This window comes from Thermodesulfobacteriota bacterium (genome assembly GCA_040754335.1).
Classification (GTDB): domain Bacteria; phylum Desulfobacterota_D; class UBA1144; order Nemesobacterales; family UBA2774; genus 2-12-FULL-53-21.
In genome coordinates, this window is the sequence record JBFMCV010000004.1 from 384,720 (window position 1) to 410,829 (window position 26,110).

General features: G+C 53.5%; 22 protein-coding genes. 14 read left to right on the top strand and 8 right to left on the bottom strand.

What is annotated here, in order from left to right:
• Positions 1-140: 140 nt before the first annotated feature.
• From AB1598_10715 to AB1598_10725, 3 genes are read right to left on the bottom strand one after another with little or no spacing between them, the layout of a single operon-like run.
• Positions 141-1,019, bottom strand: coding sequence for a thiamine pyrophosphate-dependent enzyme (locus tag AB1598_10715; protein MEW6145477.1), 879 nt, complete (start codon positions 1,017-1,019; stop codon positions 141-143).
• Positions 1,016-2,818 (bottom strand): 2-oxoacid:acceptor oxidoreductase subunit alpha, encoded by a 1,803-nt coding sequence (locus AB1598_10720; protein MEW6145478.1) that lies wholly within the window; start codon positions 2,816-2,818, stop codon positions 1,016-1,018. Before AB1598_10720 ends, AB1598_10715 begins: the two co-directional genes overlap by 4 nt.
• Positions 2,815-4,095, bottom strand: coding sequence for a Coenzyme F420 hydrogenase/dehydrogenase, beta subunit C-terminal domain (locus AB1598_10725; GenBank protein ID MEW6145479.1), 1,281 nt, complete (start codon positions 4,093-4,095; stop codon positions 2,815-2,817). Before AB1598_10725 ends, AB1598_10720 begins: the two co-directional genes overlap by 4 nt.
• 376 nt (positions 4,096-4,471) lie before the next feature.
• Between AB1598_10725 and AB1598_10730 the strand changes: the two genes are divergently transcribed.
• The 4 genes from AB1598_10730 to AB1598_10745 all read left to right on the top strand — a co-directional run bounded on the left by AB1598_10730 (position 4,472) and on the right by AB1598_10745 (position 8,519).
• The gene (locus AB1598_10730; protein ID MEW6145480.1) at positions 4,472-5,398 is read left to right on the top strand and encodes an ATP-binding cassette domain-containing protein; all 927 of its coding nucleotides are present in this window, start codon (positions 4,472-4,474) and stop codon (positions 5,396-5,398) included.
• A complete protein-coding gene (locus AB1598_10735; GenBank protein ID MEW6145481.1) occupies positions 5,399-6,151 on the top strand; it encodes an ABC transporter permease in 753 nt (250 codons plus the stop codon).
• The gene (locus AB1598_10740) at positions 6,148-7,509 is read left to right on the top strand and encodes a GldG family protein (protein MEW6145482.1); all 1,362 of its coding nucleotides are present in this window, start codon (positions 6,148-6,150) and stop codon (positions 7,507-7,509) included. The genes AB1598_10735 and AB1598_10740 overlap by 4 nt, the downstream gene beginning before the upstream one ends.
• Positions 7,510-7,580: 71 nt before the next feature.
• Complete coding sequence (locus AB1598_10745) at positions 7,581-8,519, top strand: DUF4340 domain-containing protein (protein ID MEW6145483.1); 939 nt, start codon at positions 7,581-7,583, stop codon at positions 8,517-8,519.
• Between the two features lie 66 nt (positions 8,520-8,585).
• Here AB1598_10745 and aspS read toward each other — a convergent pair whose 3' ends face one another.
• Positions 8,586-10,382 carry an aspartate--tRNA ligase gene (gene aspS / locus AB1598_10750; protein ID MEW6145484.1) on the bottom strand — a complete coding sequence of 599 codons (1,797 nt, stop codon included), beginning with the start codon at positions 10,380-10,382 and terminating at the stop codon, positions 8,586-8,588.
• 247 nt (positions 10,383-10,629) lie between these two features.
• On the opposite strand from aspS, the gene AB1598_10755 reads away from it, so the two are divergent.
• Genes AB1598_10755 through AB1598_10765 form a run of 3 tightly spaced genes read left to right on the top strand, consistent with a single transcriptional unit; the run spans position 10,630 to position 14,540 of the window.
• Positions 10,630-12,132, top strand: a complete 1,503-nt coding sequence (locus AB1598_10755) for a glycosyltransferase family 39 protein (GenBank protein MEW6145485.1) — start codon at positions 10,630-10,632, stop codon at positions 12,130-12,132.
• A 38-nt stretch (positions 12,133-12,170) separates the two neighbouring features.
• Positions 12,171-13,067 carry a GTPase Era gene (era, locus tag AB1598_10760; protein ID MEW6145486.1) on the top strand — a complete coding sequence of 299 codons (897 nt, stop codon included), beginning with the start codon at positions 12,171-12,173 and terminating at the stop codon, positions 13,065-13,067.
• 3 nt (positions 13,068-13,070) lie between these two features.
• Positions 13,071-14,540: a glycosyltransferase family 39 protein gene (locus tag AB1598_10765; protein MEW6145487.1), complete on the top strand. Its 1,470-nt coding sequence runs from the start codon at positions 13,071-13,073 to the stop codon at positions 14,538-14,540.
• A gap of 33 nt (positions 14,541-14,573) precedes the next feature.
• On the opposite strand, the gene AB1598_10770 is transcribed toward AB1598_10765, so the two are convergent.
• A complete protein-coding gene (locus AB1598_10770; protein ID MEW6145488.1) occupies positions 14,574-15,365 on the bottom strand; it encodes an enoyl-CoA hydratase-related protein in 792 nt (263 codons plus the stop codon).
• 153 nt (positions 15,366-15,518) lie between these two features.
• Between AB1598_10770 and AB1598_10775 the strand changes: the two genes are divergently transcribed.
• The 3 genes from AB1598_10775 to AB1598_10785 all read left to right on the top strand — a co-directional run bounded on the left by AB1598_10775 (position 15,519) and on the right by AB1598_10785 (position 18,547).
• On the top strand, positions 15,519-16,022 hold the full coding sequence (locus AB1598_10775; protein MEW6145489.1) for a hypothetical protein: 504 nt from the start codon (positions 15,519-15,521) through the stop codon (positions 16,020-16,022).
• Positions 16,023-16,046: 24 nt separating this feature from the next.
• Positions 16,047-16,532, top strand: coding sequence for a hypothetical protein (locus AB1598_10780; protein ID MEW6145490.1), 486 nt, complete (start codon positions 16,047-16,049; stop codon positions 16,530-16,532).
• A 284-nt stretch (positions 16,533-16,816) separates the two neighbouring features.
• Positions 16,817-18,547, top strand: a complete 1,731-nt coding sequence (locus tag AB1598_10785; protein ID MEW6145491.1) for an aryl-sulfate sulfotransferase — start codon at positions 16,817-16,819, stop codon at positions 18,545-18,547.
• 15 nt (positions 18,548-18,562) lie between these two features.
• On the opposite strand, the gene hisIE is transcribed toward AB1598_10785, so the two are convergent.
• Positions 18,563-19,228, bottom strand: a complete 666-nt coding sequence (gene hisIE / locus AB1598_10790; GenBank protein MEW6145492.1) for a bifunctional phosphoribosyl-AMP cyclohydrolase/phosphoribosyl-ATP diphosphatase HisIE — start codon at positions 19,226-19,228, stop codon at positions 18,563-18,565.
• A 143-nt stretch (positions 19,229-19,371) separates the two neighbouring features.
• Between hisIE and rpoZ the strand changes: the two genes are divergently transcribed.
• From rpoZ to AB1598_10810, 4 genes are all read left to right on the top strand, one after another.
• Complete coding sequence (rpoZ, locus tag AB1598_10795) at positions 19,372-19,581, top strand: DNA-directed RNA polymerase subunit omega (protein ID MEW6145493.1); 210 nt, start codon at positions 19,372-19,374, stop codon at positions 19,579-19,581.
• 153 nt (positions 19,582-19,734) lie between these two features.
• Positions 19,735-21,690, top strand: coding sequence for a hydantoinase/oxoprolinase family protein (locus AB1598_10800; GenBank protein ID MEW6145494.1), 1,956 nt, complete (start codon positions 19,735-19,737; stop codon positions 21,688-21,690).
• A gap of 132 nt (positions 21,691-21,822) precedes the next feature.
• Positions 21,823-23,139 carry an FAD-dependent oxidoreductase gene (locus tag AB1598_10805; protein MEW6145495.1) on the top strand — a complete coding sequence of 439 codons (1,317 nt, stop codon included), beginning with the start codon at positions 21,823-21,825 and terminating at the stop codon, positions 23,137-23,139.
• Positions 23,140-23,183: 44 nt separating this feature from the next.
• Positions 23,184-24,128 (top strand): sulfotransferase domain-containing protein, encoded by a 945-nt coding sequence (locus AB1598_10810; GenBank protein ID MEW6145496.1) that lies wholly within the window; start codon positions 23,184-23,186, stop codon positions 24,126-24,128.
• A 50-nt stretch (positions 24,129-24,178) separates the two neighbouring features.
• Here the strand turns inward: AB1598_10810 and AB1598_10815 are convergent, their stop codons facing one another.
• Together AB1598_10815 and AB1598_10820 are read right to left on the bottom strand one after the other, a co-directional pair.
• On the bottom strand, positions 24,179-25,087 hold the full coding sequence (locus tag AB1598_10815) for a sulfotransferase (protein MEW6145497.1): 909 nt from the start codon (positions 25,085-25,087) through the stop codon (positions 24,179-24,181).
• Between the two features lie 54 nt (positions 25,088-25,141).
• Positions 25,142-25,978 (bottom strand): class I SAM-dependent methyltransferase, encoded by an 837-nt coding sequence (locus AB1598_10820; GenBank protein ID MEW6145498.1) that lies wholly within the window; start codon positions 25,976-25,978, stop codon positions 25,142-25,144.
• Positions 25,979-26,110 lie beyond the last annotated feature (132 nt).

The following is a 26,110-nucleotide window of genomic DNA, read 5'->3' on the forward strand; positions in this document are numbered from 1 at the left end:
TAATTATTTGTCATTACAGGGTATTTCTTTTCTATACGGGATCGGATAAGTATGAGGTGAGAAAGATGCGCGTGCCTTGCGCACCGGACGCAATTCCGGTCTCTCCGGCGGCGCCCAAGTTCTTCTGCAAAGCCTTGGTATTATCCCATGTAGGAATTAATGAATTTGTCGTACTGCTCCCTGTGTCCCTCGTGTCCGACTTTTTGTTGCGCAGGCGGGAGCTCTGCCTTATTCAGGGTCAGTGATTCGAGCGAAGGGTGCACCCCTTTGAAAATGCGTCCTATAGGTATGCGTCCCTCGTCTCTCAGCTTGAGGCACCTCTGGAACGCCATGGAGCGGTCAGCAGGGTCGTAGCCTTCCTCTTCGTCTACGTTGTAAACCCTGGCGCGCCATTCCCTGTGAGTGTCATAATAAGTCACGCACGGCGAAAGGACCTCCAGGAATGCGAACCCTTTCCTCGATTCGGTATGATCGAGCGCGGCCTCCATCAGTCTTTCGAGCTGCTCGGGATTGCCGCTGAATCCTCTGGCGATGAACGTAGCCGAAGGGAAGCTTAAGCCCAGGAGTATCGAATCCATGCCGGATTCCGGGTTGTCGTGGTACCCGATCGGGCTCGTGGGCGACGCCTGGCCTTTTGTGAGGCCGTAATTACAGTTGTTCATGACCACATACATAATGCTCGGGTTGCTCTTGAATGTATGTACGAGATGGCCCGCTCCTATGGCGTATCCGTCGCCGTCCCCCCCAGCGGCTATGACCGTGAGATCGGGGTTGGCCAGCTTCGCTCCTATGGCCGCGGGCAATACCCTCCCGTGAAGCGCATGGTACCCGTAACAGGGGAGGTTGTTTTGAATGGTTCCCGAGCACCCAATTCCGGCAAGCAGCATGAGTTTGTGGGGAGGTATGCCCATCTTGTGAAGAGATTTCTCGAGGACTCCCTGGACCGCGAAGTCGCCGCAGCCTGCGCACCATATAGGTCTCGCAGGCGTAAACGTCTTAATATGGGTTTGCATTGTCATTGAAGCTTTGCCTCCTTTTTGCCCTTCTTTATCATGCGGCCTTCTTCTCCGAGAACCCTCTTCGCGAGCTCGGCCGGCCTGAAAGGAATCCCGTCGTATTTCAATATGTTGATTATTTTCCCCGGGTCCGCGCCCTGGTGGACGAGTATATGCGCCAGCTGCGCCTGAGCGTTGAGCTCGACGACGTAGACCCTACTGCACTTGTCGATAAACGCGAGCACGTCTTCGAGCACGGGCCATACGGTCCTCGGCTGGAGGTACCTGGTCTTGACGCCTTCCCTCTCTAAATCTTCCATCGCTTCCAGTATTACGCCGAATAAAGAGCCTATCCCTATGAACCCGATCTTGGCGTCCTTGTCGCCGAAGTGACGCGCCGTCGGCAGTTCGCTCTTCGCGGCCTTGATTTTGTCCATCCGCTTGTTCATCATTTTCACGCGGTTAACAGGGTCTGTGGAGACGAGTCCCCATTCGTTGTGCTCGTTCCCGGTGACGAGGGACATGCCCCCCGGCGTGCCCGGCGCGGCGAACGCCGAAATATTGTCCTCCGTGAATTCGTATCTTTTATATACACCCGCCTTTTCGATATCCTCCGCCTCGACGCGCTTTCCCGGAACCGCGCTCACTCCGTCGAGGTTGAACGGTTCTACGGTCGCAATATTCTGCGACAGCGCCTGGTCCATAGCCAGGAAAACCGGGCACTGGTATTTATCCGCAAGGTTCGTGGCGTCGACGGTCAGGTAAAAGCAGTCGTCCGGGTGTCCCGGCGCAAGCACTATGCGTGGGAAATCCCCGTGGCCTCCGAATACCATAAGATTGAGGTCGCTCTGCTCGGGCTTTGTGGGCATGCCCGTGCTCGGCCCCGAGCGCTGGCAGTCAACGATAACGAGCGGGATCTCCCCCGACCCGCAGTGTCCCACGCCTTCCTGCATGAGCGAGAATCCGGGACCTGAAGTCGCGACCATCGCCCTCGTTCCGGTGAGAGCCGCACCTATAGCCATGTTTATGCCCGCGAGTTCGTCCTCGGTCTGTCTCGCGACCCCTCCGCAGCGGGGGAGCCACTTCTGAAGGGTCTCCAGTATCTCCGATGAAGGCGTAATGGGATAGCCGCAGAAAAACCTTCCGCCCGCAACCATAAATCCGAAGGCGACCGATTCGTTCCCCGTGATTAACATTCGCTTTTCCGGCGCAGTTTTTTTAATTCGGTATAACCCTTCTCCTTCGTGTATGCCCTTCTCGTCCGCGAGGTGAAACCCGAGACCCAACGCTTCGAGGTTGTATTCGAGTATGACCTGCCCCATCCTCTGGAAGTGCTTTATGAAAGTCTCGCGGAGCGTTTCGTCCTCGAGGCCGAGGAGTCTCCCTACGACCCCGAAAGCGATACTGTTCTTGTATAGCTCCCTCCTCATCGTGCGCATGGCGATCCTGTTAAAGGGCGCGGAATATACGATCGCCCCCTGAGGGAGAACGGAAGGAACGGGTCCGCCCGAATCGTCGTACACAACAACGCTCCTGGAATCGAGCTGCCGCGCGTTCTTTTCAACCGCTTCCTCGTCGAGCGCCACCAGCAGGTTGATGCTGCTCCCTATACAGTATCTGTCCCCGGCGAACGCCCTCATCGTCGCTGCCGCATGTCCCCCCCTAATCCTCGATAATACGTCCCTTTCCGTGTAAACGTTGAGACCGTTCGTCCGGAGCAGCTCGGCCAGCATCGTGATAACGGTGAGTGAGCCGTCTCCTCCCTGCCCGGCGACAATAACATTCACATCCTCAAGAATTGGCCGACCGTTGTTGGAGCTCATTTAGGCGCTTTTCCTCCGTTCGTGGGGTTGTAGTCCTTGTAGAGTGTCTTCGGATTGGTGTTTCCCATCTCTATCCGCTCCTGCAGCGTGGGCATGAGCGCCGGGAGCGGCTTGTTCCTCTTGATGTCGCAGAGCTTTATCAGGAGCTCCTTTGCGCGCGGCTCGGTCTCTACAGGCACTATCTCGAAAAGCCCGTCGTCGACCGCCGCCTGAAACGCGTTGTGTCCTGCCTCGGTCCTCACGGCAACGAACGTCCAACCGTCGAGGCCTATTCCCCCGACCCCGATATCTGCGTGCTCGGCCGAGTAATCGAGGCAGTAGAGGCACGCGGGCCTCGCGAACTGGTGAAAGTCCTTAAGCTTCATTATGATTTCGCGGCCGTCCCTGAGGTTGATTATCACCTTTCCCTTTACGTTCACGTTCACAATGTCCTTAGGCTCGACGCCCAGGGTTTCTGCTATGAATTTTATGTGTTCGTGAGTGAAGCTTTCCGAGCAGAAGAGACCGATAACAAGTGTCACGTTCTTCTGATACCATTTCGCCACTTCGAGACGTATGCTGCTGTACTGCTGCTGCCTGATTCCGTCGACCTGGCATGGAACGCCCACTACTGCGATCGGGCGTATATCCTTTCTCATTGCCTCCGTAAGTGCGACCGTATTTGGCGAATAGGTATAACGCGAGCCGCTGCAGGCGGCGATCTCTTCCGGCGTGGTCGCGAGCTTTTGTACGCCGACCTGAGGGTTCTCGGGCAGTACGTCCCCGAGCACTACTCCTTTAATGGTCCCTTTATTGAGCGCGTGTACGAGGAGAGCGCTCGTCACGCCTCCGTCCTGTCCGCGCTTCAGGAACTCCTGGTCTTTCGCCCTCGCTATAACTGCGTAATTGTAAGGCCCGAAGCCTTCATCGATTATCGGTTTCTTAAATCCCAGGAGCGCATTGAGGTCTTTGTCGAGTGGACGGAGCACGGGACAGACGTCCGCGCAAAGCTCGCAGAATACACAGGCGTCGTTTCTCGTATCAACCGGGTGCTCGTCTTTGTAGTCGAAGACGTCAGTCGGACAGATGGTCACGCATGCCGCACACCCGACGCATTTGCCGGTGTCCACTATCTCGCGCATTAAGAAATCGACCGCTTTGAAGCCTCCGCGGTTGATTTCCGATCTCCAGGCGTATGCCCATTCATAGGGGTCAACACCCTCTTCCAGCATATGGTGGTATCTCTCCTGAACGGCGCGTACAAGCTTCTCGTCCCGGGTTAATTCTTCATTGCTCATAATCGATACTCCCTTTTAGATTATTTAGCAGAAGTATGCTTTCAGGCTTCTTATAATTTTACACACGACCGAGGGGTCCTATCACCTTTTTCCGTGCTCATAAGCTGTTGCAAGGCAGCTTTAATATACAAAAAGTGACGGATATTGTTAAATGATTCCTGTCACTTTACCCTAGCTTAATATATTATATCAGTTTATTAGCATAGTTAGTATATTTAGTCAACGTGGAAAATTCTATCGCATTGAAGCGAACCGGGATTCCTGTTTTTCGCGGCTTCTCGGCGAATTGTTTGGAATAGAATTGCATGGCGGTTATTCTATTCCCTGAAATCGGCCCCGGCGGTTTAATACCCTGTGACCCCGGGACTCTGCTTATATGGTATATGTACACAACATCACGAAGCGTTACGGCAACCTCGTCGCGGTAGAAAATTTGTCTTTCAGGCTCGATAGAGGGGACGTCCTCGGTTTTCTCGGCCCGAACGGGGCGGGAAAAACGACAACGATGCGCATTATCACGGGTTATATGCCCCCGACGAAGGGCACGGTACACGTTGAAGGCGTGGATATATTCGATGACCCGCTCCAGGCTAAAAAACTGATCGGCTATCTTCCTGAGAACCCTCCTCTCTACGTCGATATGACTGTAGCCGAATACCTCGATTTCGTGGCCGACATCAAGCAGGTGAAAAGGCGAGAGAAAAAGAGCCGGATATTCTATGTGCTGGAGAAGTGCGGTCTCTCCGACGTGAGGAAGCGCATCATAGGCCACCTTTCCAAAGGGTACAGGCAGCGCGTGGGGATAGCGCAGGCGCTCGTGAACAACCCTTCTGTCCTTATCCTGGACGAGCCGACGATCGGACTCGACCCGCTTCAGATTATAGAGATTAGGGACCTTATAAAGAGCCTCTCGGGCGAGCGGACTGTGATATTGAGCACCCACATACTGCCCGAGGTTACGATGATCTGCAGCAAGGTCGTGATTATCAATGAAGGGAAGATGGTGCTCGAGGAATCCCTTAACAACCTCTCCGAGAGTCTGAGGCACTCGAGGGACCTCTTGCTGAGAGTAAGACAGAACGGGGACTGGGTCAAAGAAAAGATTATGTCTATAAACGGCGTGTCGGGAGTGAGGTCGGGGTCCTCGGGCGAATTCGTCGTCACGCCTTCCGACGGCATGGAGATAAGAGAGGATCTCGTAAGGCTTGTCGTGGACAACGATCTCGGACTCCTCGAATTGAGGCCGGTGGTCAACACGCTGGAAGAGATATTCATGAAGGTAATTTCCTCTGAAGGCAACTAGATGAAGTCGCTTTATACGATCGTAAAAAGGGAATTGAGGTCTTACTTCGCCTCTCCGCTCGCATACATAATCCTGGTCGTCTTTCAGGTGATCTCGGCGAGGTTCTTTTTCCTGTACCTCCAGGGGTTCCTCCAGTTCCAGTTCGATCCCAGCTACCAGCTTCAGACAGGCGACCTCAACCTCAACAACCTGGTCGTGCTCCCTTATTTCGGGACAATAAGCATCGTCCTCCTCCTGATCGTGCCGCTCATAACCATGAGGCTCATCGCGGACGAGAAAAAGAACTACACGGCGGAGCTGCTTTTCACGTCTCCCCTTAATATACGCACCATAGTGTTCGGCAAATTCGCAGCCTCCCTCATTCTTCTTATCATCATGCTCCTCCTGTCATCAATCAATATCTTCGTGCTTATGGTGCACGGGAACCCCGATTTCGGAGCCGTAATTTCCGGGTACGTCGGCTTGCTCCTGCTGGGCGCCTCGTTCCTGTCGGTCGGGATATTCGCTTCGTCTCTCACCGAGAACCAGCTTATAGCGGCCGTAATAAGCTTCGGCGTCCTGCTCGTCCTCTGGCTCGTGGGCGCCCTTTCCGACGCCGAGAGCTCCGTGCTCGGCTACATTTCCGTGATCAACCATTACGAAGATTTCAGCAAGGGCTTGATAGAGCTCAAAGACGTCGTCTATTACCTTTCGCTCATTTTCCTGGGGCTCTTTCTTACCTACACTTCGCTCGATTCGGAGAGGTGGAGATGAAGCGGAGGAGGCTTATTTACGGCACGAACGCTTTGATCTCCGTATTGAGCGTCTGCGGGATACTCATCATCCTCAACTACATCGTTTTCAGGTCCGATATCAGGATTGACATGACCGAAGGGAAGCTCTTCACCGTTTCCGACCATACTGTCGGAGTGATCGGGAACATTGACGGCAACGTGGAGATGCTTGCGTTCTTCAAGGACGTGGGGATGGACAGGAGCGAGTTCCAGGACCTCATCAAGGAATATACGCGGAGGTCGGGAAAGATAAAAGTCAGATTTATCAATCCGGACAAGGAGCCGGGCATCGCGAAAAAGTACGATATCAAGGAGTACGGTACGATCGTCCTCATCGACGGGGAACAGACGATCAAGCTGAGGCTCGCTGACCATATCTCGGGCGGTATCCTGAAGAATGCGGAAGAGGAGATAACGAACGCCCTATTCAAGCTTAACCGCGTTGTGCACAAGACCGTCTATTTCCTCACGGGGCACGGGGAGCGCGATATAAACGACGAGCTCGAGCCTGAAGGGCTCGGCGTGCTGAAGGCCGCTCTCAGAGACGAAGGCTATGACGTCGAGGAATTTCTCTTGCTGCGAGGCGACCCTCTGCCCGGGAAAGACAGCGTCCTTATCGTGTCCGCTCCTAAGCAGGCGCTCTCCTTAAAGGAAATAACCGATATAAAGACCTATCTCGACAAGGGCGGGAAGGCGGTATTCCTGATAGAGCCGAGGTCCGGTAGCGAGCTAGTTTCAATTTTAAAGAGCTATGGTCTTGTCATAGCCGATGATATCATAATCGATCCAAGCTCCAAGCTGGAAGGGGGAGGAGACATAGCGCCCATAGTGGCCGAATACGCGCACCACGATATTACAGAGGGCTTCAGGTTCGCGACGATATTCCCCTATTCGAGGAGTGTAGGCGTGGTCGAGCAGGACGGCATAGATTCGGCGGTGATCGCGAATACGGGAGAGTACAGCTGGTCGGAATCCAATTTCGAGCTCTTCGACCAGGGTGTCGCGCAGCAGGAGGAGGGGGATAAAAAAGGCCCGCTCGGCGTCGCTGCGGTTATCGAAAACGGGGATAAATCGAGAATAGCGGTCTTCGGGAGCGTGGATTTCGTTTCGAATATTTTTATCGATTTCTCAGGCAACAGGGATCTGTTCCTGAATACCGTCAACTGGGTGGCGGGGGACGAAAACCTCATTTCCATACGGCCGAGAGCCGCTAAAGAGGGGAAGTTAACGATAACGAAGAAGCAGACTAATATAATATTCTTCTTTACGGTGGTATTGATACCCGCTCTTATATTCTTCTCCGGCATAGGCATCTGGTGGAAAAGAAGAAGGTTGTGACATACGTCGGCAGGGAGCGTCTCGGCTCTCGATTTGCAAGTCCGCGGTAAACGTTCGGTCGAGCCTGTAAATTGAACAGTTATTTAAAAAGATTCTCCGGTACACTAATCGCATTCGTCATTTTCGCGGTCCTTCTTGCGTCCGTACTCCTGTTCGACAAGGAAAAGAAATCGGAGGAAAATCTGGAAAAGGTCTTCCCCGGCTTAAAAACGGAGGAAATAACGTCGATCGCCTTCAAGTCGGCGGGCTCCGAATTCACACTCGAGAGATCGGGCGCGGACTGGATCGTAGCGAGCGGGTCGAACGAGTACAAAGCCGATAATGGCGCTATAGAAGATCTCATCCAGGACCTGAGTGAAATGGAGGTCGTGAAGCTGGTCTCGAAGGAAACTGACAAACTCGAGGAGTACGGGATAGTCGAATCCGAGACTGAGTTTTCGTTTCATGCGAAGGGTGCCGAGTTCCCCGTCATTATCGGGGATAAAAGTCCCGTCGGCTCGGGGATATATATTTACGACCTGGGAGAGGGGAGGGTGCTCATCGTGAACGACCAGTACCTTTGGGGGTTCCTCAACAAGACGCCGGGCGACTTCAGGGAAAGGAAGCTGCTCGGCATTAATAAAGAAGGTATAACGCGGATTTCCGTCAAGGTCGGTGATTTTTCAGCCGAGCTGGCCCAAAAAGACGGGAAGTGGTTCGTGACGGTCAAAGGGGACGATCGCATAGCGGATCAGAAAAAAGTCGGGGATATCCTCGACTCATTCTCCGGGCTCAAGGCCGAGGGGTTCGAGGACGACGAGCCGGAAGATCCCGAGAAATACGGTCTGGTGCAGCCGACTGCCGAGATCGTGTTTTACGGAGAAGGGCCGGAAGAGGGTGTCGTATTCGGGAAAAGAAAAGACGAAGCGAGCTACTTCGTCAGAGTCAGCGGCGCCGCCCCGGTTTATTCGGTTTCAAAAAATTACTTCAAGATACTCCCCAAGAACGGCGAAGACCTCATCAGCAGGTGAGCTGTTTCATTCGGCCCGACGGTACGTGCCGGATTCGGACCGCTTCTTGAAACAATCTTACAAATATCATTTGTCCTTTTCCTTGACGTTCAGCCTTAGACCGAGCTCCAGGAGCTGTCCCGGCTCGACTGGGGACGGGGCCTCCGTAAGGGGGCAGACCCCTTTCTGTGTTTTTGGGAATGCGATGACGTCCCTTATTGAGCCTGCTCCGGCGATGAGCATGACTATCCTGTCTAATCCCAGGGCGATCCCGCCGTGGGGCGGGGCGCCGAATTCGAGCGCGTCGAGCAGGAACCCGAATTTCTCCCTCGCCTGCTCCGTGGTGAGGCCGATCGTGCGGAACAGCTTTTCCTGTATGTCCTTCTGGAAGATCCTGATGCTGCCGCCGCCTATCTCGACGCCGTTCAGCACGACGTCGTACGCCCTCGACCTTACCTCCCCTTTCTCCGAATCGAGCAGGTGAAGGTCTTCCTCCTTCGGAGACGTGAACGGATGGTGCATGGCGACGTAGCGCTTCTCCGTGTGGTCGTAATCGAGGAGCGGGAAGTCCTCGACCCAGAGGAAATCGAACCTCCCGTGGTCTATCATTCCCAGCCTCTCGCCCAGCTCCAGCCTCAGGTGGGACAACACCATGTTCACTATGTACGGCGTGTCGGCCGCGAAAAATACGATATCTCCGTCCCGGAGAGCGAGCTTCTTCCGTAAATCATCCTTTTCCTTGTCGCTCATGAATTTGATGATCGGGGACTGCCATTCCTCTCCCGAAACGCGTATCCATGCGAGACCCTTGGCGCCGAGCGATTTCGCAGTCTCACCTAAGTCGTCTATCTCCTTCCTCGAAAGCTCGCCGGCTTTTCCCGGCAGGTTAAGGGCCTTGACTATACCGCCCTTTTTTATGGCCCCGCTGAACACCTGGAACCCGGATTCCCTGAATATATCGGTCAGGTCTTCGAGTTCGAGACCGAATCTCGTATCCGGCTTGTCGGAGCCGTACCTCCGCATCGCTTCCTCGTGCTTCATCCTTTTAAAAGGCACCGGTATGTCTATCCCTTTTGCTTCTCTGAATATCGCGCTGAGTATGCCCTCGACGACCGCCATGATGTCGTTCTCGTCTGCGTACGACATTTCGAGGTCTATCTGTGTGAACTCCGGCTGACGGTCGGCTCTCAGGTCTTCGTCCCTGAAACAGCGCACTATCTGGTAATACCTGTCGAGCCCTGAGATCATGAGGGTCTGCTTGAGGAGCTGCGGGGACTGCGGAAGGGCATAGAATTCCCCGGGGTTGAGCCTGCTCGGTACGAGGAAGTCCCTCGCTCCCTCGGGCGTCGATCTCGTCAAATAAGGCGTCTCCACCTCTATGAACCCCTGCCCGTTCAGGTAATTCCTCGTAGCCGAGACCGCTTTGTGCCGCGTGACTATATTATCCTTCATATGCGGGCGTCTCAGGTCGAGATACCTGTGCTTCAACCTCAGCAGCTCGTCCACCCTGATGTCGTTTTCAATGAGGAAAGGGAGCGGCTTAGACGTATTGAGTATCCTGAGCCCGTCCGCTAATACCTCTATCTCGCCTGTGGGCAGGTTCGGGTTTACGGTCTCCTTCGAGCGGTTCTTCACCTTTCCCGTGACTGCGATCACCCATTCGTCCCGGAGAGCCGAGGCCTTTTCGTGGATTTCCCTGTTCGTCTGCGGGTTGAATACGATCTGTACTATTCCTTCCCTGTCCCTGAGATCGACGAATATGACACCCCCGTGGTCCCTGTTCGACTGCACCCAGCCCATGAGCACGACGCTCCGACCTACGTCTTGCGACCTCAATGTCCCGCAGTAATCCGTCCTCTTCCAGTCTCCCATATGTTCGAGCATGAGAACTACTCCTTTTGAGACTAATCTTACTTAAAACCCACAAATCTTAACCTTTGCCAGAGATTTGGCAAGACGGTCGGCACGCACCTGACACTCCGGACGCGGAAGCCGTATATTATTTCGCTGGCATAGAATTGCATTAGTGTATACAATTGTCGGATACAATTTATTGCGTTCTTCAACATGAACATTTTCCCGGGAGGGCGCAGGTCCGGGCTTTAAGCGGCGCGATTCCGGGTCCCTTAAAATGAATTCTCGCGTGCACGAGATGTCTGCGTCGGTTTTTCTCAGAAACAACTACTTAATATTATTGATATTTTTTCTCGGCCTTGGCCTCAGGCTTTATGATCTGGGGGGGGAGAGCATATGGTTCGACGAGGCGGTTTCGGTCGCGGCATCGAAGCTCGGGTTCCTCGACCAGATCAGCTGGAACCTGACCTCGAGTGACAACAATCCGCCCCTGTACTACGCGTTTCTCCGCGTCTGGGTTCTACTGTTCGGCGACTCCGAATTTGCAGTCAGGATCCCCTCGGCTATTTTCGGGTCGCTCAGCATACTGCTTATCTATGCTGTCAGCTCCCGGCTGTTTAACGGAAAGGCCGCCTTGCTCGCGGCGCTGATTCTGGCTCTCTCGGTATTTCACATCAAGTTCTCCCAGGAAGCGCGGGCGTACAGCCTCTCCGCGCTTCTCGCGCTGCTTTCGTATTATTTTTTCCTGCAATGCTCGGACCGCGGAAAGCGCTCGGATACAACTGGATATGTCGTGTCGAGCGTGCTTTTGATGTACACACACTACTACGGCATCTTCATCATACTTTCTCAAAACATATACTGTGGGTTGCGGTATATAACGCGAAGCAAATCAGGAGCGCCCGAGTTTGGGAAATGGATCATGCTCCAGGCGATCCTTGGAATCCTGTATCTTCCGGGACTATATATTCTTTATCGCCATTCGACCGGCATGGAGAAGGGGTTTTGGCTCTCCGCTCCGACTCTGAAAGTTTTGTACGACTGTTTCGTGCTGTATTCGGGATCGGCGTATCTCCTGATATTGCTGACCTCGCTATCCCTCCTGGCCGTGGTGAACTTGAGGGGCGGCGCTATCTCCCGGAGTTATGTCGGAGGGGCCCTTAACCCCTCCGCCGGGAGCCGGGCCGAATGGAACGCGCCTTACGCCGGGAGCGTCGTTCTCCTCGCTCTCTGGCTATCCATTCCGGTAGGCGTGCCGTTCCTGTTATCTCTCGTTACGACGCCCATTTTTTTCTACAGATACACGATCGCGGGGTCTCTCGCATTCTACATGCTCGCTGCGGTAGGGACGGCAGGAACGGGCAGCCGGATATTCGTCCTTCTGGTTGCGGGGCTGATCCTGATTTTTTCTTCCGTAAGTATTTTCGGATATTATGAAGGTGTGGACAAGCCCGACTGGAGGTCGGGCATCGGCTACATCGAAACCGGGGCACGGGCGGGTGACGTAATAGTTTTATTTCCCGTGTACGAGACGGAAGCGGCCGGCTATTACGCAGGGCGGGACGATCTGACGATCATGCCCCTCACGGATGAATTTTACTCTGCAGCCTATGCGGGGGATAAAGACTTCTGGCTCGTGCTGTGCGACCGCTGGAAGGACGACGTGGGCAACAATAAGGGGACTATAGAAAAAAGTATCGCCAAGGGATACCGCGTGCTGGATACGGAAGAATTCCCGTACCTTTACATATACCGTCTCGAGCCGAAAAAGAAGGAATAGGCGGGCGAATACTTTTAATTCGGAGGGGCTATCGGTAAATGGCGAACGAAATCAAGTTCAGGTCGGGCTTCATAACGGTGATCGGGAGGCCCAACGTCGGCAAGTCGACCCTGATCAACGCGGTCACGGGCATGAAGATAGCGGCCGTGTCGGACAAGCCCAACACGACCAGAAACAGGATAGTGGGCATTAAGACTCTCCCCGAAGCGCAGCTCATTTTTATAGATACCCCCGGAATACATAAAGCGAGGGGAAAGCTCGGCAAGGCAATGGTACATACGGCGATGTCGGCGATCGAAGAGGCCGACGTGATTCTGATGATGATCGAGGTAAAAGACCCGTTCGGAAAGGGCGACAGCTTCATCATAGAGAATCTCCCGAAGCCCGCCATTTTGATAATAAACAAGATAGATACTGTAAAAAAGGGCGACATACTCCGGGTCATTGACGAATCGAGGAGATTTGAAGGCAGGTTCCTGGAGGTCATACCCCTCTCGGCTAAAAACGCGGACGGTATCGGCGACCTCGTGGACACGATCGTCAAATACCTGCCGGAAGGGCCTAAATATTTCCCGGAAGATATGTTTACGGACCAGCCCGAAAGGTTTCTTGCAGCCGAGCTCATAAGGGAGAAGATATTCCATTTGACGAGAGAGGAGATACCCTATAAGACAGCCGTCGTGATCGAGGAATTCAAGGACGTCCCAGAGAAGGGGCTTGTGATGATCTCTGCCGTGATATACGTCGAGAGGATGAACCACAAGGGGATCATCATAGGCAAGAAGGGGGAGATGCTGAAGACTATAGGGAGCCTTGCGCGCGAGGATATAGAAAGAGTGCTCGGGGCGAAGGTGTTCCTCGAGCTCTGGGTGAAGGTGAGCGAGAGGTGGACGGAAAGGGAGAACCTCATAAAGGATTACGGGTACGGCATCTGATTCATGACGAAAGGATCTATTCCCGCGTTTCTAAGAGACAATTACCTGTTAATACTGATCTTCATCCTGGGCGCATTGCTGAGGTTTTACGGCCTCGACAGGGAGGGCATCTGGTATGACGAGGCCGTCTCGGTCGCCGTCTCCAAGCTATCATTCAAGGATATTATTAGATGGGTATTCGATAATAAGGCCGAGACTAACCCGCCTTTCTATTACATGGTCCTGAGCGTATGGGTGCCCGTATTCGGCGACTCCGAAGCCGTCTTGAGGGTTCCCTCCGTTATTTTCGGCTCATTATCCGTAATCGCGATATATGCGGTCGGCAGGCAACTCTTCGATAAGAAGACCGCGCTCATTGCGGCCCTGATACTCGCCCTCTCCGCCTTCCACCTGAGGTACGCCCAGGAGGCGAGGGGCTATACCCTCATGGTGTGCCTCATTCTGGTCTCTTATTATTCGTTCCTCCGGCTCACGATCGGGAAGAGCAAGCTGTACGCCGCAGTTTACGTAGTCTCGACGGCTCTGCTCGTCTACACGCATTATTACGGGACGATGATAATCCTGGCCCAGAACATCTTTTGTTTCACGCTTCTTCTGAGGAAAAGGAAAATCGGCGAGATCGGACTCGGCGGATGGATCAAGCTGCAGGCTATGACCGGTCTGGTTCTGCTGCCTGGCCTGGTGTTTCTCGCGGTAATCGCGCTCAAGATACAAAAGGGGTTCTGGGTTCCCGAGCCCTCCTCGGAGGCCATCTGGCAATTTTTGATAATATACGCCGGTTCGGTCTATCTTCTGGTTTTATTTCTGGCGTTTTCTGTTTACGCGGCTGCCGGTCTCAGGAAAGGCAACCCCGCGCAAGTTAAGAAACCGGGAAAGACATCGGCGGAACCCGCTCGGGCCGCCGGGTTATCGGAAGGAGAAAAGCTCTACATGCTCCTTGTGTGGATGGCGGTACCGGTACTCGTTCCGTACCTTATCTCGCTCGTCTCATCACCGATTCTGATATTCCGCTATACGATCGGCGCCTCGCTCGCCCTTTATCTGCTCGCGTCGAATGGGATCGGAAAAATGCAGAACAGGTGGCTTATAACGGCTGCCGCGGGACTGATATTGATTTTTTCATTCGCCAACGTAAATACATATTTTAGTACCGTAAGAAAGCATCAGTGGAGAGAGCTGATGACCTTTGTGGAATCGAACGCGGGGCCCGCTGATATTATCGTGGTATCGCCCGTCTATGAGATGGTCACGGCCGAGTACTACCATAACAGGAAAGATTTAACGATAGTCCCTCTCGGAAATAAGTTCCCCGTCTTCGAAAACCTCGGCCGGAAGAATATCTGGTTTGTATTTCATGAACATCCGGAGAGCCGGGCAAATTCCAGGGCCGGGCTCGGCGCAGAATATGATATAACCGAATTCCAATACAACAGGCTCGACCTGTTTAAGCTGAGCAAGAAAAAAAATGATTAGATCGAAACGGCGGCGGAGCTGTCTACGGCTCTCTCATACTCCTCTAAAGACGGGCTTCCTCCTCTCGGCGAAAGACCTCTGCCCTTCCTTGTAGTCCTCGCTCTCCTGCACGGCAAGGGTCATTTTTTTTAACAGCTCTTCGTCGGCGCCGTTTATGACCTGGCTCCTCTGCCATATGTTCGTCATTTCCTTGAGTGCTTTGAGGGAAAGAGGGGCGTTTTCGGTTATCTCCCCGGCTATGTCATACGTGAATTTTTCGAGCTCGGAGGCGGGCACGGTGAAATTGACGAGCCCTATTCTCTCGGCTCTTTCGGAATCGATAGGCCTTCCTGTAAGGAAGAGCTCTTTGGTGTATCCGGGGCCTATCAGGTTCAGGAACCTGCGCACGCCCCTGTATGAATATATGACTCCCAGCTTTGCGGGCGGCATTCCGAAAAGGCAGTCCTTGACCGCGATCCTTATGTCGCATGTGGCGGCTATCTCGAGCCCGGCCCCGAATGCGTGCCCGTTCATCATCGCGATTACCGGGTAGGGGAAATTCTCGATTGATTTAACCGCCTTAGGCAGGGGATTATCCCCCGAATGGTTCTTTACCATGTCGTCTTTGCCGATCGAGCTGATGTCGTAGCCCGAAGAAAATGCCTTGTCTCCGGCCCCTCTCAGGACGACGCACCTCGTTCTGTCTTCGTCCTTGAGCCTCCCGAGCGCGGACTCGAGGCCGAGGAGCATCCCGGGTGTAAGGAGATTCCTCTTTTCGGGCCTGTTGAAAATTATGCTGCAGACAGCACCCTTTTCCTCAACAATCAGCTCATTCTTATCGGGCATGAGGGCCTCCTGACCCGGCATCCGTGATCAACATTCTAGTATCGACACTGGGGATGCTTTGTCAAATTGCGGGGTCGCGCGCCGGAGGCGGGCTTCCGCAATTTGAAAAATTTGGTTATCATTAGTAACTTATTAATACCGGGGAGTGTAAAAATGCCATTATTCGAGTATGAGTGTGACAAGTGTATAGACAGGTACAACAGGGATATAGACAGTCTTGTCGCAAAGCTCAATAAAACGAACGCCGCAAGGATTAAAAAGGAAAATCCCGGCTTTCTCTATATCGAGGTTGCGGACGACGGGAAGGACGAACATCTCTTCTCGCTCGGCCAGAGGAGCGGCCTCAGGAGCGTAAGGAGGTTCCGCTACAAGCTGAATAATAACAAAATACTCGAGCTCGAGCTCAAGAATTTCAGGTTCAGCTCGCTCGTATACGAAAAAGAAGAGGAAAAGGACCTCACCTGCCCGCTCTGCGGAGAGAAAGGCGTCAGGAGGGTGTTCTCGACCTTCAAGGCCATATTCGACGACAAGAGCAAGAGGGCTCCCGGCCCCGGCGACGAGCTCAGGTGGCATCTCGAGTACAAGCAGCAGAAAGACGAGGAGATAAGGAACGACTGGGTCGGCTACGACCACTTGAACCAGTATTTCAACAGATAACAAAAACCCAGGGAGAGAGAATTAATGCCGCTTTACGAATATGAATGCGTTGTGTGCAGAAAGAACGTGGAAGACTCTCTAAACGCCCTCAGAAAGGGTGTCACTAAAAAGACAGTATCCGATCTGGTGAAGAAGCACGACAATATCAACCATATCGGCGTACTGGACCTCGAGAATGAAGAGGTTCTGGCCGAGTATGGTAAGCGCGACAGGGAAGCCGCTGATTTGAATTTTTATCTCAACGACGGGACTACGCTCGTGCTCATGAACCTGAAAAAGAATTACCGCTTCTCCGAGCTCGTTTACGAGCCGGAGGATGAGAAAAAAATCAAATGCCCCCTTTGCGGGAACAGGAAGGTCGAGAAAGTGGTGTCGAGCTTCGCTTTTACGAGCGATCTTTCGACGGACATGCCCAAACCCGACCTCGGCAACCTCCCTCCCTCTGTCAGAAACAGGACATTCCTCGGCGAGTATATAGAGGAAAAAGACAGGCCCAAGAAAAACCGCTGACGGGCGAAGAACCCCGTGTCACATATCCTGACACGGCGCAGCCTTCCGGGCACTCTGGGGGGCCGTGAATCTTAATATGCCGTTAACATTCTTTAATACATTGATTTTTTCTCTCAGACCGTATATATAAAATATCGGTTCATATATAAATGTTTCCGTGAGTGTGCCTGAGAACGGCTGATTTTGATGAATTACGATTGTATATTGAATCACGGTTATAATTATTGTATTAATAGTTTGTAGCGGTAAACCCAAGATATAATTTTCGAGGATCGGAGGCTTCCATGAATTTTCTGAAAGTACAAGTTCTGTATGACGCTTTGTCCCGTAAACACCGCAGTCTCTTGTATTCGTTATTGCTCGTATCCTGTTTTGCGGTCGCCGGGTGCGACGATAAAGGCAACGTATTTTCGGACGACCTGATCGACGACGACCCGCCCGGGGCCGTGTCGAGCCCGACCGTGACTTTTTCCGAGAACGCTCCTCTGGCGGCTGTGCTCAGGCTTACGACCGACGAGCCGACCGAGGTATCGGTCGAGGTCACGAGCAACGCCGTCGAGGCTAATTCAGCGACGTCCGGCACGCGCGATTTTACCGTCCCCGGCAGCGGTCTCGCGACCGAGCACGCGATAACACTTCTTGGATTCCGGCCTGACGAGTCCTATACCGTACGCGTGATGCTGGAGGACGAGGCGGGCAACGAGGCCGTGCTCAACGACATCGGCGTTACCACGGCGCCGTTGCCAGCGGGGTTCCCGCCTATACACATTGAAACGAGCATACCTGAGCTCATGGAGCCGGGGGTCACACTTTTCCCGGTAAGGGCGTCCGGCGCAAACCTGGCGTTCGGCGGCGTTTTCGTCGCGGTTGACGAAACAGGCGAAGTAGTCTGGTACAGGAGGTTTCAGAATATAGGCTACGGCGACATCAGGCGCATTTCCAACGGCAATTTCCTCTTCATCAGGGACGATAGCGTAATTACCGAAATGAACGTGCTGGGGGACATAGTGCGAGAGTGGCATACCACGCTCAACACGAACCCTAGTCCGGGCAGCATACCGGTCAATATTCCGGTATTTCACCACGAGGTCTTCGAGATGGATAACGGCAACTTCCTCGTGCTGAACGTCGAATTGAGGGCGTTCGAAAATTATCCGACGAGCGATTCTGACCCTGAGGCGCCGCTCGCGACCGCAGTCGTTGCGGGTGACGAGGTAGTCGAGTTCTCGCCGACTGACGGTACTATAGTTAACCGGTGGTCCCTGCTCGACCTCCTAGACCCCTTCAGGATCGGATACGATTCATTGGGGGGCTTCTGGAACGGCACCTTCCCCGAGATAGAGGGAGGCACCAGGGACTGGGCTCATGCGAACGCCGTCATTCACGACCCGGCGGACGATTCCGTAATTGTCTCTCTCCGCCATCAGGACGCGATAGTAAAGTTCAGCAGGCAGACGGGGCAGATTATCTGGATACTCGGGACGCACGACAATTGGGACCCGGTTGAGTTCGGGAGCTTCCTGCTCGACCCTGTTGGCGATCCGTTCCTCTTCGAGTACCATCCGCACGCCCCCGAGGTTACGGAAGACGGCACTATAGTGCTTTACGACAACGGCAACTACAAAGCGACGCCTTTTGCCCCGAAATTACTGGCTCCCGATAATTTCAGCCGCGCTGTCGAGTACTCGATAGACGAAGATACTATGCAGGTCACACAGGTTTGGGAATTCGGGGAGTTTGACGATCCGGTGCGATTCGCTCCGTTCATAGGTGATGCCGATATGCAGCCCCTCACGGGTAACGTTATCATAACGCACGGCGGGGTTACGACGGATGCCGAAGGAATACCGTCGGACAGCATTCCGACGTCAAAGACTTCTGTTTATATCATAGAAGTAACGCATACGACACCCGGACAAAAGGTATTCGAGCTTTCTATAGTCGATCCGACCCCCGAAACAGCAAACGGCTGGACTACTTACAGATCGGAAAGACTGCCGAGCCTCTATCCCTGATAGCGGGCTGACCGGTTAACTCTCCTTTCGGTATGACTCCTTGGGCTTCCCGAACCTCCTGCCGAGTTCGCGGTAAATATCCTCCGGGGTTATACCGAAATAAGAGAGCGCGATCAGCGAGTGGAACCACAGGTCGGCCGTTTCATAGATAATCTCATCCCTGTCTCCATTTTTGGCCCCGATTATCGTCTCTCCCGCCTCCTCGCCCACCTTTTTCAGTATCTTATCGAGCCCCTTTTCGAAAAGTCCGCTTACGTAAGAGCCCTCGCGCGGATTTCTCTTTCTATCCTCGATCACCCCGAACACGTCGTCGAGCGTCTTGTCCCTGTTCTCTACTCCGAACGAGGGCGGGCTCTTCTCGCTCCCGTCGGCCGAGTTGAAGAAGCAGCTCCTGCTGCCCGTGTGGCAGGCGACCCCTGTCTGCCCGACGAGCACTAGGACCGTGTCTTTATCGCAATCTACGAACATATCCTTTACTTCCTGGACGTTTCCGGATTCCTCGCCCTTCATCCATAGCTTCTTCCTCGACCTGCTCCAGAAATGCGTGCGGCCGGTCTCCATCGTCTTCCTGAGGGATTCCTTATTTGCGTAAGCGGACATGAGCACCTGACCGTTCTCCGCGTCTTGAACTATTACGGGCACGAGCCCGTTCTCGTCATATTTAATATCGTCCAGATCCATATAATTCCTCCGAGCAGTTAATAATAACCAATTGACGGCGGGTTTCCGAGGGCTCCTCCCCGGCGGCCGGCTTTACAACCATATTTTAATTACATATATTTATATACTCAATCGATAGCTATTTCCCGGAGGTGGTATTTCAGATGGCGAGAGTAACCATAGAAGATTGCCTTGAAAAGGTCGTGAACAGGTTCGCGCTTTCAGTTGCCGCGATGAAGAGGGCGAAGATCCTCGTAAAGGGGGCGATGCCTCTCTCCGAAGAGACCGACAACAAGGAAGTAGTGACCGCGCTCAGGGAAATTGCCGAAGATAAGGTAAAGGTCGTGTACCCGGTCGGACAGGACCAGTACTGACCCCAATAGCCGAAAACAGCTCTTCATAGAACCAGCTACAGTGCGGGAGATGCCCGCCGTCTTCCGTCCGGTCCCCCCTGCCGCTTATTGCCGTTTCCAGATTGATGGTATATGTTTTCAAACGCTCTCTTCATCCGGAGCAGGGCCAGGACGATGAGGATAGGAATCGATACCGGGGGGACATTCACTGATTTCGTATTCTGGGACGGCGGGGATATCCTCACTTATAAAGTCCCGTCCACGCCGGAAGACCCTTCTGTCGCTATAATCTCGGGACTCTGTCACGTGCTCGGGTCGGGCTTTACCGGTGCCGAAATAGTTCACGGGACAACCGTCGCCACGAACGCCCTCCTCGAGCGGAAAGGGGCGCGCATCGCGCTCGTAACGACGGAGGGTTTCGAGGACGTGATAGAGATAGGGAGACAGAACAGGGGGGAGCTCTATAACATATTCTGGGACGCTCCGCGCCCGCTCGTGGAAAAGGGGCTCAGGTTTGGACTGGGCGAGCGCACATCGTGGAGCGGAGAAGTGCTCAAAAGGCCCGAGAGGAGCGGCATTGAAAGTTTGCTCACAAAGCTCAGGAGGCTCAGACCCGAGGGCATAGCGGTTTCCTTTCTTCACTCGTACAGAAATCCCGGAAATGAAAAGAAGGCGGCGCGATACCTGAGCGCTCTCGGTGTGCCCGTCTCCCTGTCCTCACGGCTCCTCCCCGAATTCAGGGAATATGAGAGGACCTCCACCGTCGTCGCGAACGCTTACCTCCTCCCGAAGGTGAAATCCTATATGAGCGCTCTCTCGGGCAGCTTCTCGTCCCGCGGAGGCGAGGGAAAGGGTATCTCGGTCATGCAGTCGAGCGGGGGCGTCATTTCGCCCGGACAGGCCGGGGACGAGCCTGTCAGGATCCTCCTCTCGGGGCCCGCCGGAGGGGTTGTAGGGGCTTTCAACATATCGAGTCTAATCGGCTACGATAAGGTGCTGACTTACGACATGGGCGGCACTTCGACTGATGTTGCCTTATCCGACGGCGGCCCGAAATTCAGCACTGAAACCGTCATAGACGGGATACCTGTAAAAATACCAATGATAGACGTAACGACTATAGGCGCGGGCGGGGGGTCGATCGCCTATGTCGATACCGGGGGCGCTTTGAAGGTTGGGCCGCGTAGCGCCGGTGCTGACCCGGGCCCCGCGTGTTACGGGAAGGGCCGAGAGCCGGCCGTAACCGACGCCAACCTGGCCCTCGGCAGGATCGATCCCGGCCGGTTCCTCGGCGGGAGGATGAAGATAAGTCCTGAAAAATCCGGAGCCGCATTAAGCGTTCTCGCGAAAAAGATAAAACTTTCGATAACGGAGCTTTCGGAGGGGATAATAAGGGTGGCGAACGCGAACATGGAGAGGGCGCTGCGCGTGATTTCGGTGGGCAAGGGTTATGACCCCAGGGACTTCGCGCTCTTTTCATTCGGAGGGGCAGGCGGGCTCCACGCGTGCGAGCTCGCCCGTGGCATGGAAATAAGAACGGTCATATTCCCGAGAGACCCCGGCGTACTTTCGGCCCTGGGGATGCTTATGGCCGATACGTTCAAGGACTACGGCCTCACCGTGTTCCTGAGCGCGCGGGCGGCGGTTGCCGGGATCGATAAAGGTTTCCGGCAGCTCGAGGAAAAGGCGGCGGCAGATTTCCCCGGCTCGAAAATAAAATTCGAGAGGTTCCTCGATGCGCGCTACAGGAGACAGGCGCACGAGATTACGATTCCTTACGGGAAGGATTTCGCCGGGGAATTCCACCGCGCCCATAAAATGATGTACGGATACATGAAGCCGGGGAGCGAAGTCGAGGTAGTGACTCTCAGGGTAAGGGCCGTCGCGCGGAGGAGTAGCCTCAACCTCCCGCTGCTTGAGAAAAGTAAATCCTCAGTCAGGTCCGTTAAACGAAATATCGTGCTCGGGGGGAAGTATGTTCGTGTGAACGCCTTCGAGAGAGGGGATTTCTATCCGGGGTTCAAATTCCCGGGGCCGGCGCTCGTGTTCGAGGATACGTCCACGCTCCTTGTCACGCCGGGCTACGGGTGCGAGGTCGACGGATGGGGCAATATAATCGCGGAGAGCTGACGCATGTTGCAGGCGAACGTCAAATCAGTGCGCTTGATTACATAACGCGGAAAAACACGGCCGAGCATTGATTTTTAATTCTGATGTGTAAGTATAGAGAGTCCATAAAAAAAGAGGAGCGGTCTTAGCACAGTGAAAAATCCGAAGAACTTTATACTCGGGGGAGGTATTACGGGATTGGCTGCAGGCATGGTATCCGGCCTCACCGTATTTGAATCTGAATCCGTGCCGGGCGGCATATGCTCGTCTTATTATCTTGCCCCCGGAAGCGGGGACCGCCAGTTCAAAACCCCTGAAGACGGGGAAGCCTACCGCTTCGAGATCGGCGGAGGACACTGGATCTTCGGGGGCGACCCGGCCGTGCTCCATTTTATAAGATCACTAGTCCCGGTGAAATCGTATAAGAGGAAATCGTCGGTTTACTTCAGCAAGCAGGACCTTTATGTCCCGTACCCGATACAGAACCACCTGAGCGCGCTCGGCAAGGACATTGCGGCGAAAGCGATGAACGAGATAATGAACGCCCCGCACGGCGCTCCCGTAACAATGGCCGACTGGCTCGAGATGAGCTTCGGGAAGACGCTGCTCGAGCTCTTTTTCGCACCTTTCCACGAGCTATACACGGCGGGTTTGTGGACCAGGATAGCTCCCCAGGATTCCTACAAGTCCCCTGTGAACCTCTCTATCGCGCTCCAGGGCGCAATAGACAAAGCTCCTCCGCCGGTCGGATACAACGTCACTTATGTTTATCCCAGGGAGGGGCTCAATACGCTCGCCCAGAGGATGGCGAAAAAGAGCGACGTCCGTTATGAAAAGCAGGTTGCGAGAATAAACGTCAGGAAAAAAGAGGTCCTGTTTTCGGACGGCTCCGGCGCGAAATACGAAAATCTGGTTTCTACGCTCCCGCTCAACAAGGCGCTCCGGATGGCTGGATTGAAGGTGGACGAAAAGCCGGCGAGCTACACGTCCGTCCTCGTGCTGAATATAGGCGCGACGCGGGGGAAGAAGTGCCCTGATGACCACTGGCTCTACATACCTGACAGCGATTCACGCTTCCACAGGGTGGGATTTTACAGCAACGTGGACGTCTCCTTCATGCCTAAATCATCGCGGAAGGAGAACGAGCGCGTGAGCATATATGTGGAAAAAGCCTATCGGAACGGGAAAAAACCGTCGGACAAAGAAATACGGCTCTATTCGGACTCTGTCGTAAAGGAGCTCAGATCGTGGGGGTTCATCTCCAGGGCTGAGACCGTGGATCCCACCTGGATCGACGTCGCCTACACGTGGTCGATGCCGGGCTCGAAATGGAAGGAGCAGGCCCTGGGCGAGCTCGAGAAACACGGGGTCTACCAGATAGGCCGTTACGGACGCTGGGTCTTCCAGGGGATAGCCGAATCGATCAAAGACGGTTTCTTTATCGGCGGGGCGCTTGGCAATAGGCGTTAAATAGGGGTTCCCGGTCTTGAAAAAATTGGTGCTCTTGATGGACCATGCTTGAAAGATTAAAAACCAGGCTCAAATCAGCCATAAGCCGGACATTCGGCGCGTTTGGAATGCATATCGGGGCCGATGCGGTGCCCCCCGGGGCATTGCTCGTGGCAGGAAGGAATCTGCCCGTATACATCGATAAGAACCTGCATCCGTGCTTTAAGCAACATCGTGCGCCGATCCCGCACCGTGTATTTATTATAACGATCCCCAAATCGGGAACGTATCTGATAGCGAAGATACTCGCGAATCTGGGGATGGTGGATTGCGATGTCCATATTGCGATCGACCATATCCAGGACAACAGGTTCGCAGATGAAAAGGTGCTTCGTATGGAAGCGTGGAGATACTACGTTCCGATACCTTTTAAAGTATCCGCTAGGCTGATAAAGAATGGGCAATTCTCGTTCGGGCACATCCCTTATTATCTCGAAGGGGAGCAGATTCTGGGGGGTTTTAAAAAGGTCTTCACGTTCAGAGAGCTGCGGGACGTAATCATATCTTTGGTGAGGTATTACGATTCCCGCGAACAAAATTACGCCAAACCGGAAAGAATAAAGCTTTACAACGAGTTTAAACAAACTCCGATGGGAGACGAGAAATTTAAAGCCTGGTACGCAATGTGGGGTAAAGAATTTGCGGACCTGATAAGGAATATGTTTCCCTGGAAGGGGCGCGGCGACGTATTTCAGGCGAAGTTCGAAACACTGATGGGCGATGACGGAAAAGATGAGCAGTTTTCCATGCTTAGGAGCCTGGGCGGATTCCTCGGCCTCGATATAACGGACGATGAGATAGACAGGGCTCTCAGCGACTCGATAGGCGCTGAGACGTTAACCTATTCGGGCAAGCGCAGCTCATATAAAGATTGGTGGAACGATGAGCTCGAAGATTTATTCACACGTTACGGTTTTAAAGAGCTCAACAGGATTTACGGATATGAATAATGGACCTAGCGGTTTTAACGCTATTCGTGAGTTATATATATATAGTATATCTAAACAATCCAGCCCGAAAGATTGCGGTCTATCAAACCCTCCAACTTCAAGATATCGTCCCTGTATAGTTCAATCAGGCGCTTTCTCGTTCTGGGTTTCATGCTGAGTGTATTCCTGCGGATGAAATAGTTGACAAGGGCTTCCGTATATCCTTTGCCGATCGTGTTCAACAAAATGGGGCGGAGCACTCTTTTCACCGGATGTTCGTATTTAACGAGGAACTCTTCAAAGTACTCACTGCGCACAGTAGGGCCGACATTATACTTCACGCCCGTATTAGGGGCAAAGCCCTCGTCTACATCGAGGAATCTATATATATCTTTCATAACTGCCGCGGAGTCCGCAACGAAATCGTCGTATAGACATACCATCACGTACTCCCTGCCGAACGACTCGATATAGTGCTTGACCTGCTCGTAATAAAACCCCACATCTTTATAAAACCATATGAACTCGTAATTCTCCTGCCTCCTCTTGGCTTCCTGTTTCAGCGCCTTCTCGAACGAGAGGTCCTCTCTTTCGTCCATTATCATATGACGGTACGCTGAATATGCCCTGTCGACGGGGTTTCTTAGCATTATCAGTATTTTTGCACTCGGGCAGATTGTTTTAATGAGAGGAATTACCGTATCATGGAAATACAGATAATCTGCGGAAGATTCTCCTATAACTTTCTCGTCCCCGGCGTCCTTGAACAGGTCCAGATACTCCTCCCGGGACTTGATTATCCCGTCATCGACTTTCTCGTCCCCGGGCCCGTTATGCGGGAACTTATTGGCCGATATCGAGAGATATTTGGGCTCTTTCAGAAAGCTCATAAAGACCTCGGGGTGCTGGTAAAGGTAGACATGCACAGCTGTAGTCCCCGCTTTCGCAGCGCCCACCAGGAAAAAATTCGGTAGTTTCAATTGAGTCGCCACCGGTGTTTCGCGTCTCTTAAAGGCTATTCGAGCGATTATTGATTAAGTACGGCGTAAATATGGTATCGCGGTCCTGTCGCCTACGAACCAGCCTTTGAATTCGTCCTCGAACACGAGCTCTGGTCCTTCGTCGGATTTTTTCCGTGCGATCGTTACACCGGGACATCTCGAGCCGGTCAGGTGACTTTTCCTCGGCGTATTCAGCGTGATGACCTCAAAGCGCGGATTATCATACAGTTGTTTTACCGCCGCCCCCACGCCGTCAAAAAATATGCTGTCATGCATCAAGATGTGTCCGCCCTCGCTCAGCATCCTTTCGAAGTTGATAAGCTCCCACATGGCGGTATCGTAGCTGTGGTCGGAATCCAGCACCAGCAGGTCGAATTTCTTGTCTCTCAGCGTATCGAGGGATTCCTGAGAGAGCCTCGGTATCCAGCTGATCAGGCTCTCGAGGTCGGTATCCTCCCACAGGTGGCGCGTCTCCATGGGGTCGATGCAGTATATGTGTCCCCCGTTGTCTAGGAGCTTGAGCGCGCTTGCCATGTTGCACGTCGAGTACCCCTTGTAAACTCCGGTCTCGAGAATGGTTTTCGGCTGTGTAAGCAGCACGAACGCGTAAAAAAATCTTCCGACTTCGAGCTCGACGCTCGCATAATCCAGCTGGTCCTGAGCGTTCGGGTTATGCCACCCGCCCGTGTCCCACCTGTATAGGGACTCATAATTCAATATAGGCAGCGGCATCTTGCCGTATTTATCGTGCTCCGCTCCGCAGTTCAGAGTCGATGAGATCAGATTCAAGACAGCCAGCTTCTTCTCGTCGTCCATAAATTTCAGAATGAAGTTAATGCAGCGTTTCGCCATAGTGTTAAAGACGGTCATTTATATACGGGCTCCTCGCCGCATAGTATAACTTTGGCTTCGGCTGGTGCGCAATGCTGCTGTTATAAAAGCGTGTTTGGAAACAACATATCCCGTCGTTAATAATCCCGGCCGTATTCCGTATAACGGCAG

Coding starts and splice junctions, on each gene's coding strand:
- AB1598_10715 (MEW6145477.1), bottom strand. CDS start 1,019: ATGACAATGCAAACCCATATTAAGACGTTTACGCCTGCGAGACCTATA.
- AB1598_10720 (MEW6145478.1), bottom strand. CDS start 2,818: ATGAGCTCCAACAACGGTCGGCCAATTCTTGAGGATGTGAATGTTATT.
- AB1598_10725 (MEW6145479.1), bottom strand. CDS start 4,095: ATGAGCAATGAAGAATTAACCCGGGACGAGAAGCTTGTACGCGCCGTT.
- AB1598_10730 (MEW6145480.1), top strand. CDS start 4,472: ATGGTATATGTACACAACATCACGAAGCGTTACGGCAACCTCGTCGCG.
- AB1598_10735 (MEW6145481.1), top strand. CDS start 5,399: ATGAAGTCGCTTTATACGATCGTAAAAAGGGAATTGAGGTCTTACTTC.
- AB1598_10740 (MEW6145482.1), top strand. CDS start 6,148: ATGAAGCGGAGGAGGCTTATTTACGGCACGAACGCTTTGATCTCCGTA.
- aspS (MEW6145484.1), bottom strand. CDS start 10,382: ATGCTCGAACATATGGGAGACTGGAAGAGGACGGATTACTGCGGGACA.
- AB1598_10755 (MEW6145485.1), top strand. CDS start 10,630: ATGAATTCTCGCGTGCACGAGATGTCTGCGTCGGTTTTTCTCAGAAAC.
- era (MEW6145486.1), top strand. CDS start 12,171: ATGGCGAACGAAATCAAGTTCAGGTCGGGCTTCATAACGGTGATCGGG.
- AB1598_10765 (MEW6145487.1), top strand. CDS start 13,071: ATGACGAAAGGATCTATTCCCGCGTTTCTAAGAGACAATTACCTGTTA.
- AB1598_10770 (MEW6145488.1), bottom strand. CDS start 15,365: ATGCCCGATAAGAATGAGCTGATTGTTGAGGAAAAGGGTGCTGTCTGC.
- AB1598_10775 (MEW6145489.1), top strand. CDS start 15,519: ATGCCATTATTCGAGTATGAGTGTGACAAGTGTATAGACAGGTACAAC.
- AB1598_10780 (MEW6145490.1), top strand. CDS start 16,047: ATGCCGCTTTACGAATATGAATGCGTTGTGTGCAGAAAGAACGTGGAA.
- AB1598_10785 (MEW6145491.1), top strand. CDS start 16,817: ATGAATTTTCTGAAAGTACAAGTTCTGTATGACGCTTTGTCCCGTAAA.
- hisIE (MEW6145492.1), bottom strand. CDS start 19,228: ATGGATCTGGACGATATTAAATATGACGAGAACGGGCTCGTGCCCGTA.
- rpoZ (MEW6145493.1), top strand. CDS start 19,372: ATGGCGAGAGTAACCATAGAAGATTGCCTTGAAAAGGTCGTGAACAGG.
- AB1598_10800 (MEW6145494.1), top strand. CDS start 19,735: ATGAGGATAGGAATCGATACCGGGGGGACATTCACTGATTTCGTATTC.
- AB1598_10810 (MEW6145496.1), top strand. CDS start 23,184: ATGCTTGAAAGATTAAAAACCAGGCTCAAATCAGCCATAAGCCGGACA.
- AB1598_10820 (MEW6145498.1), bottom strand. CDS start 25,978: ATGACCGTCTTTAACACTATGGCGAAACGCTGCATTAACTTCATTCTG.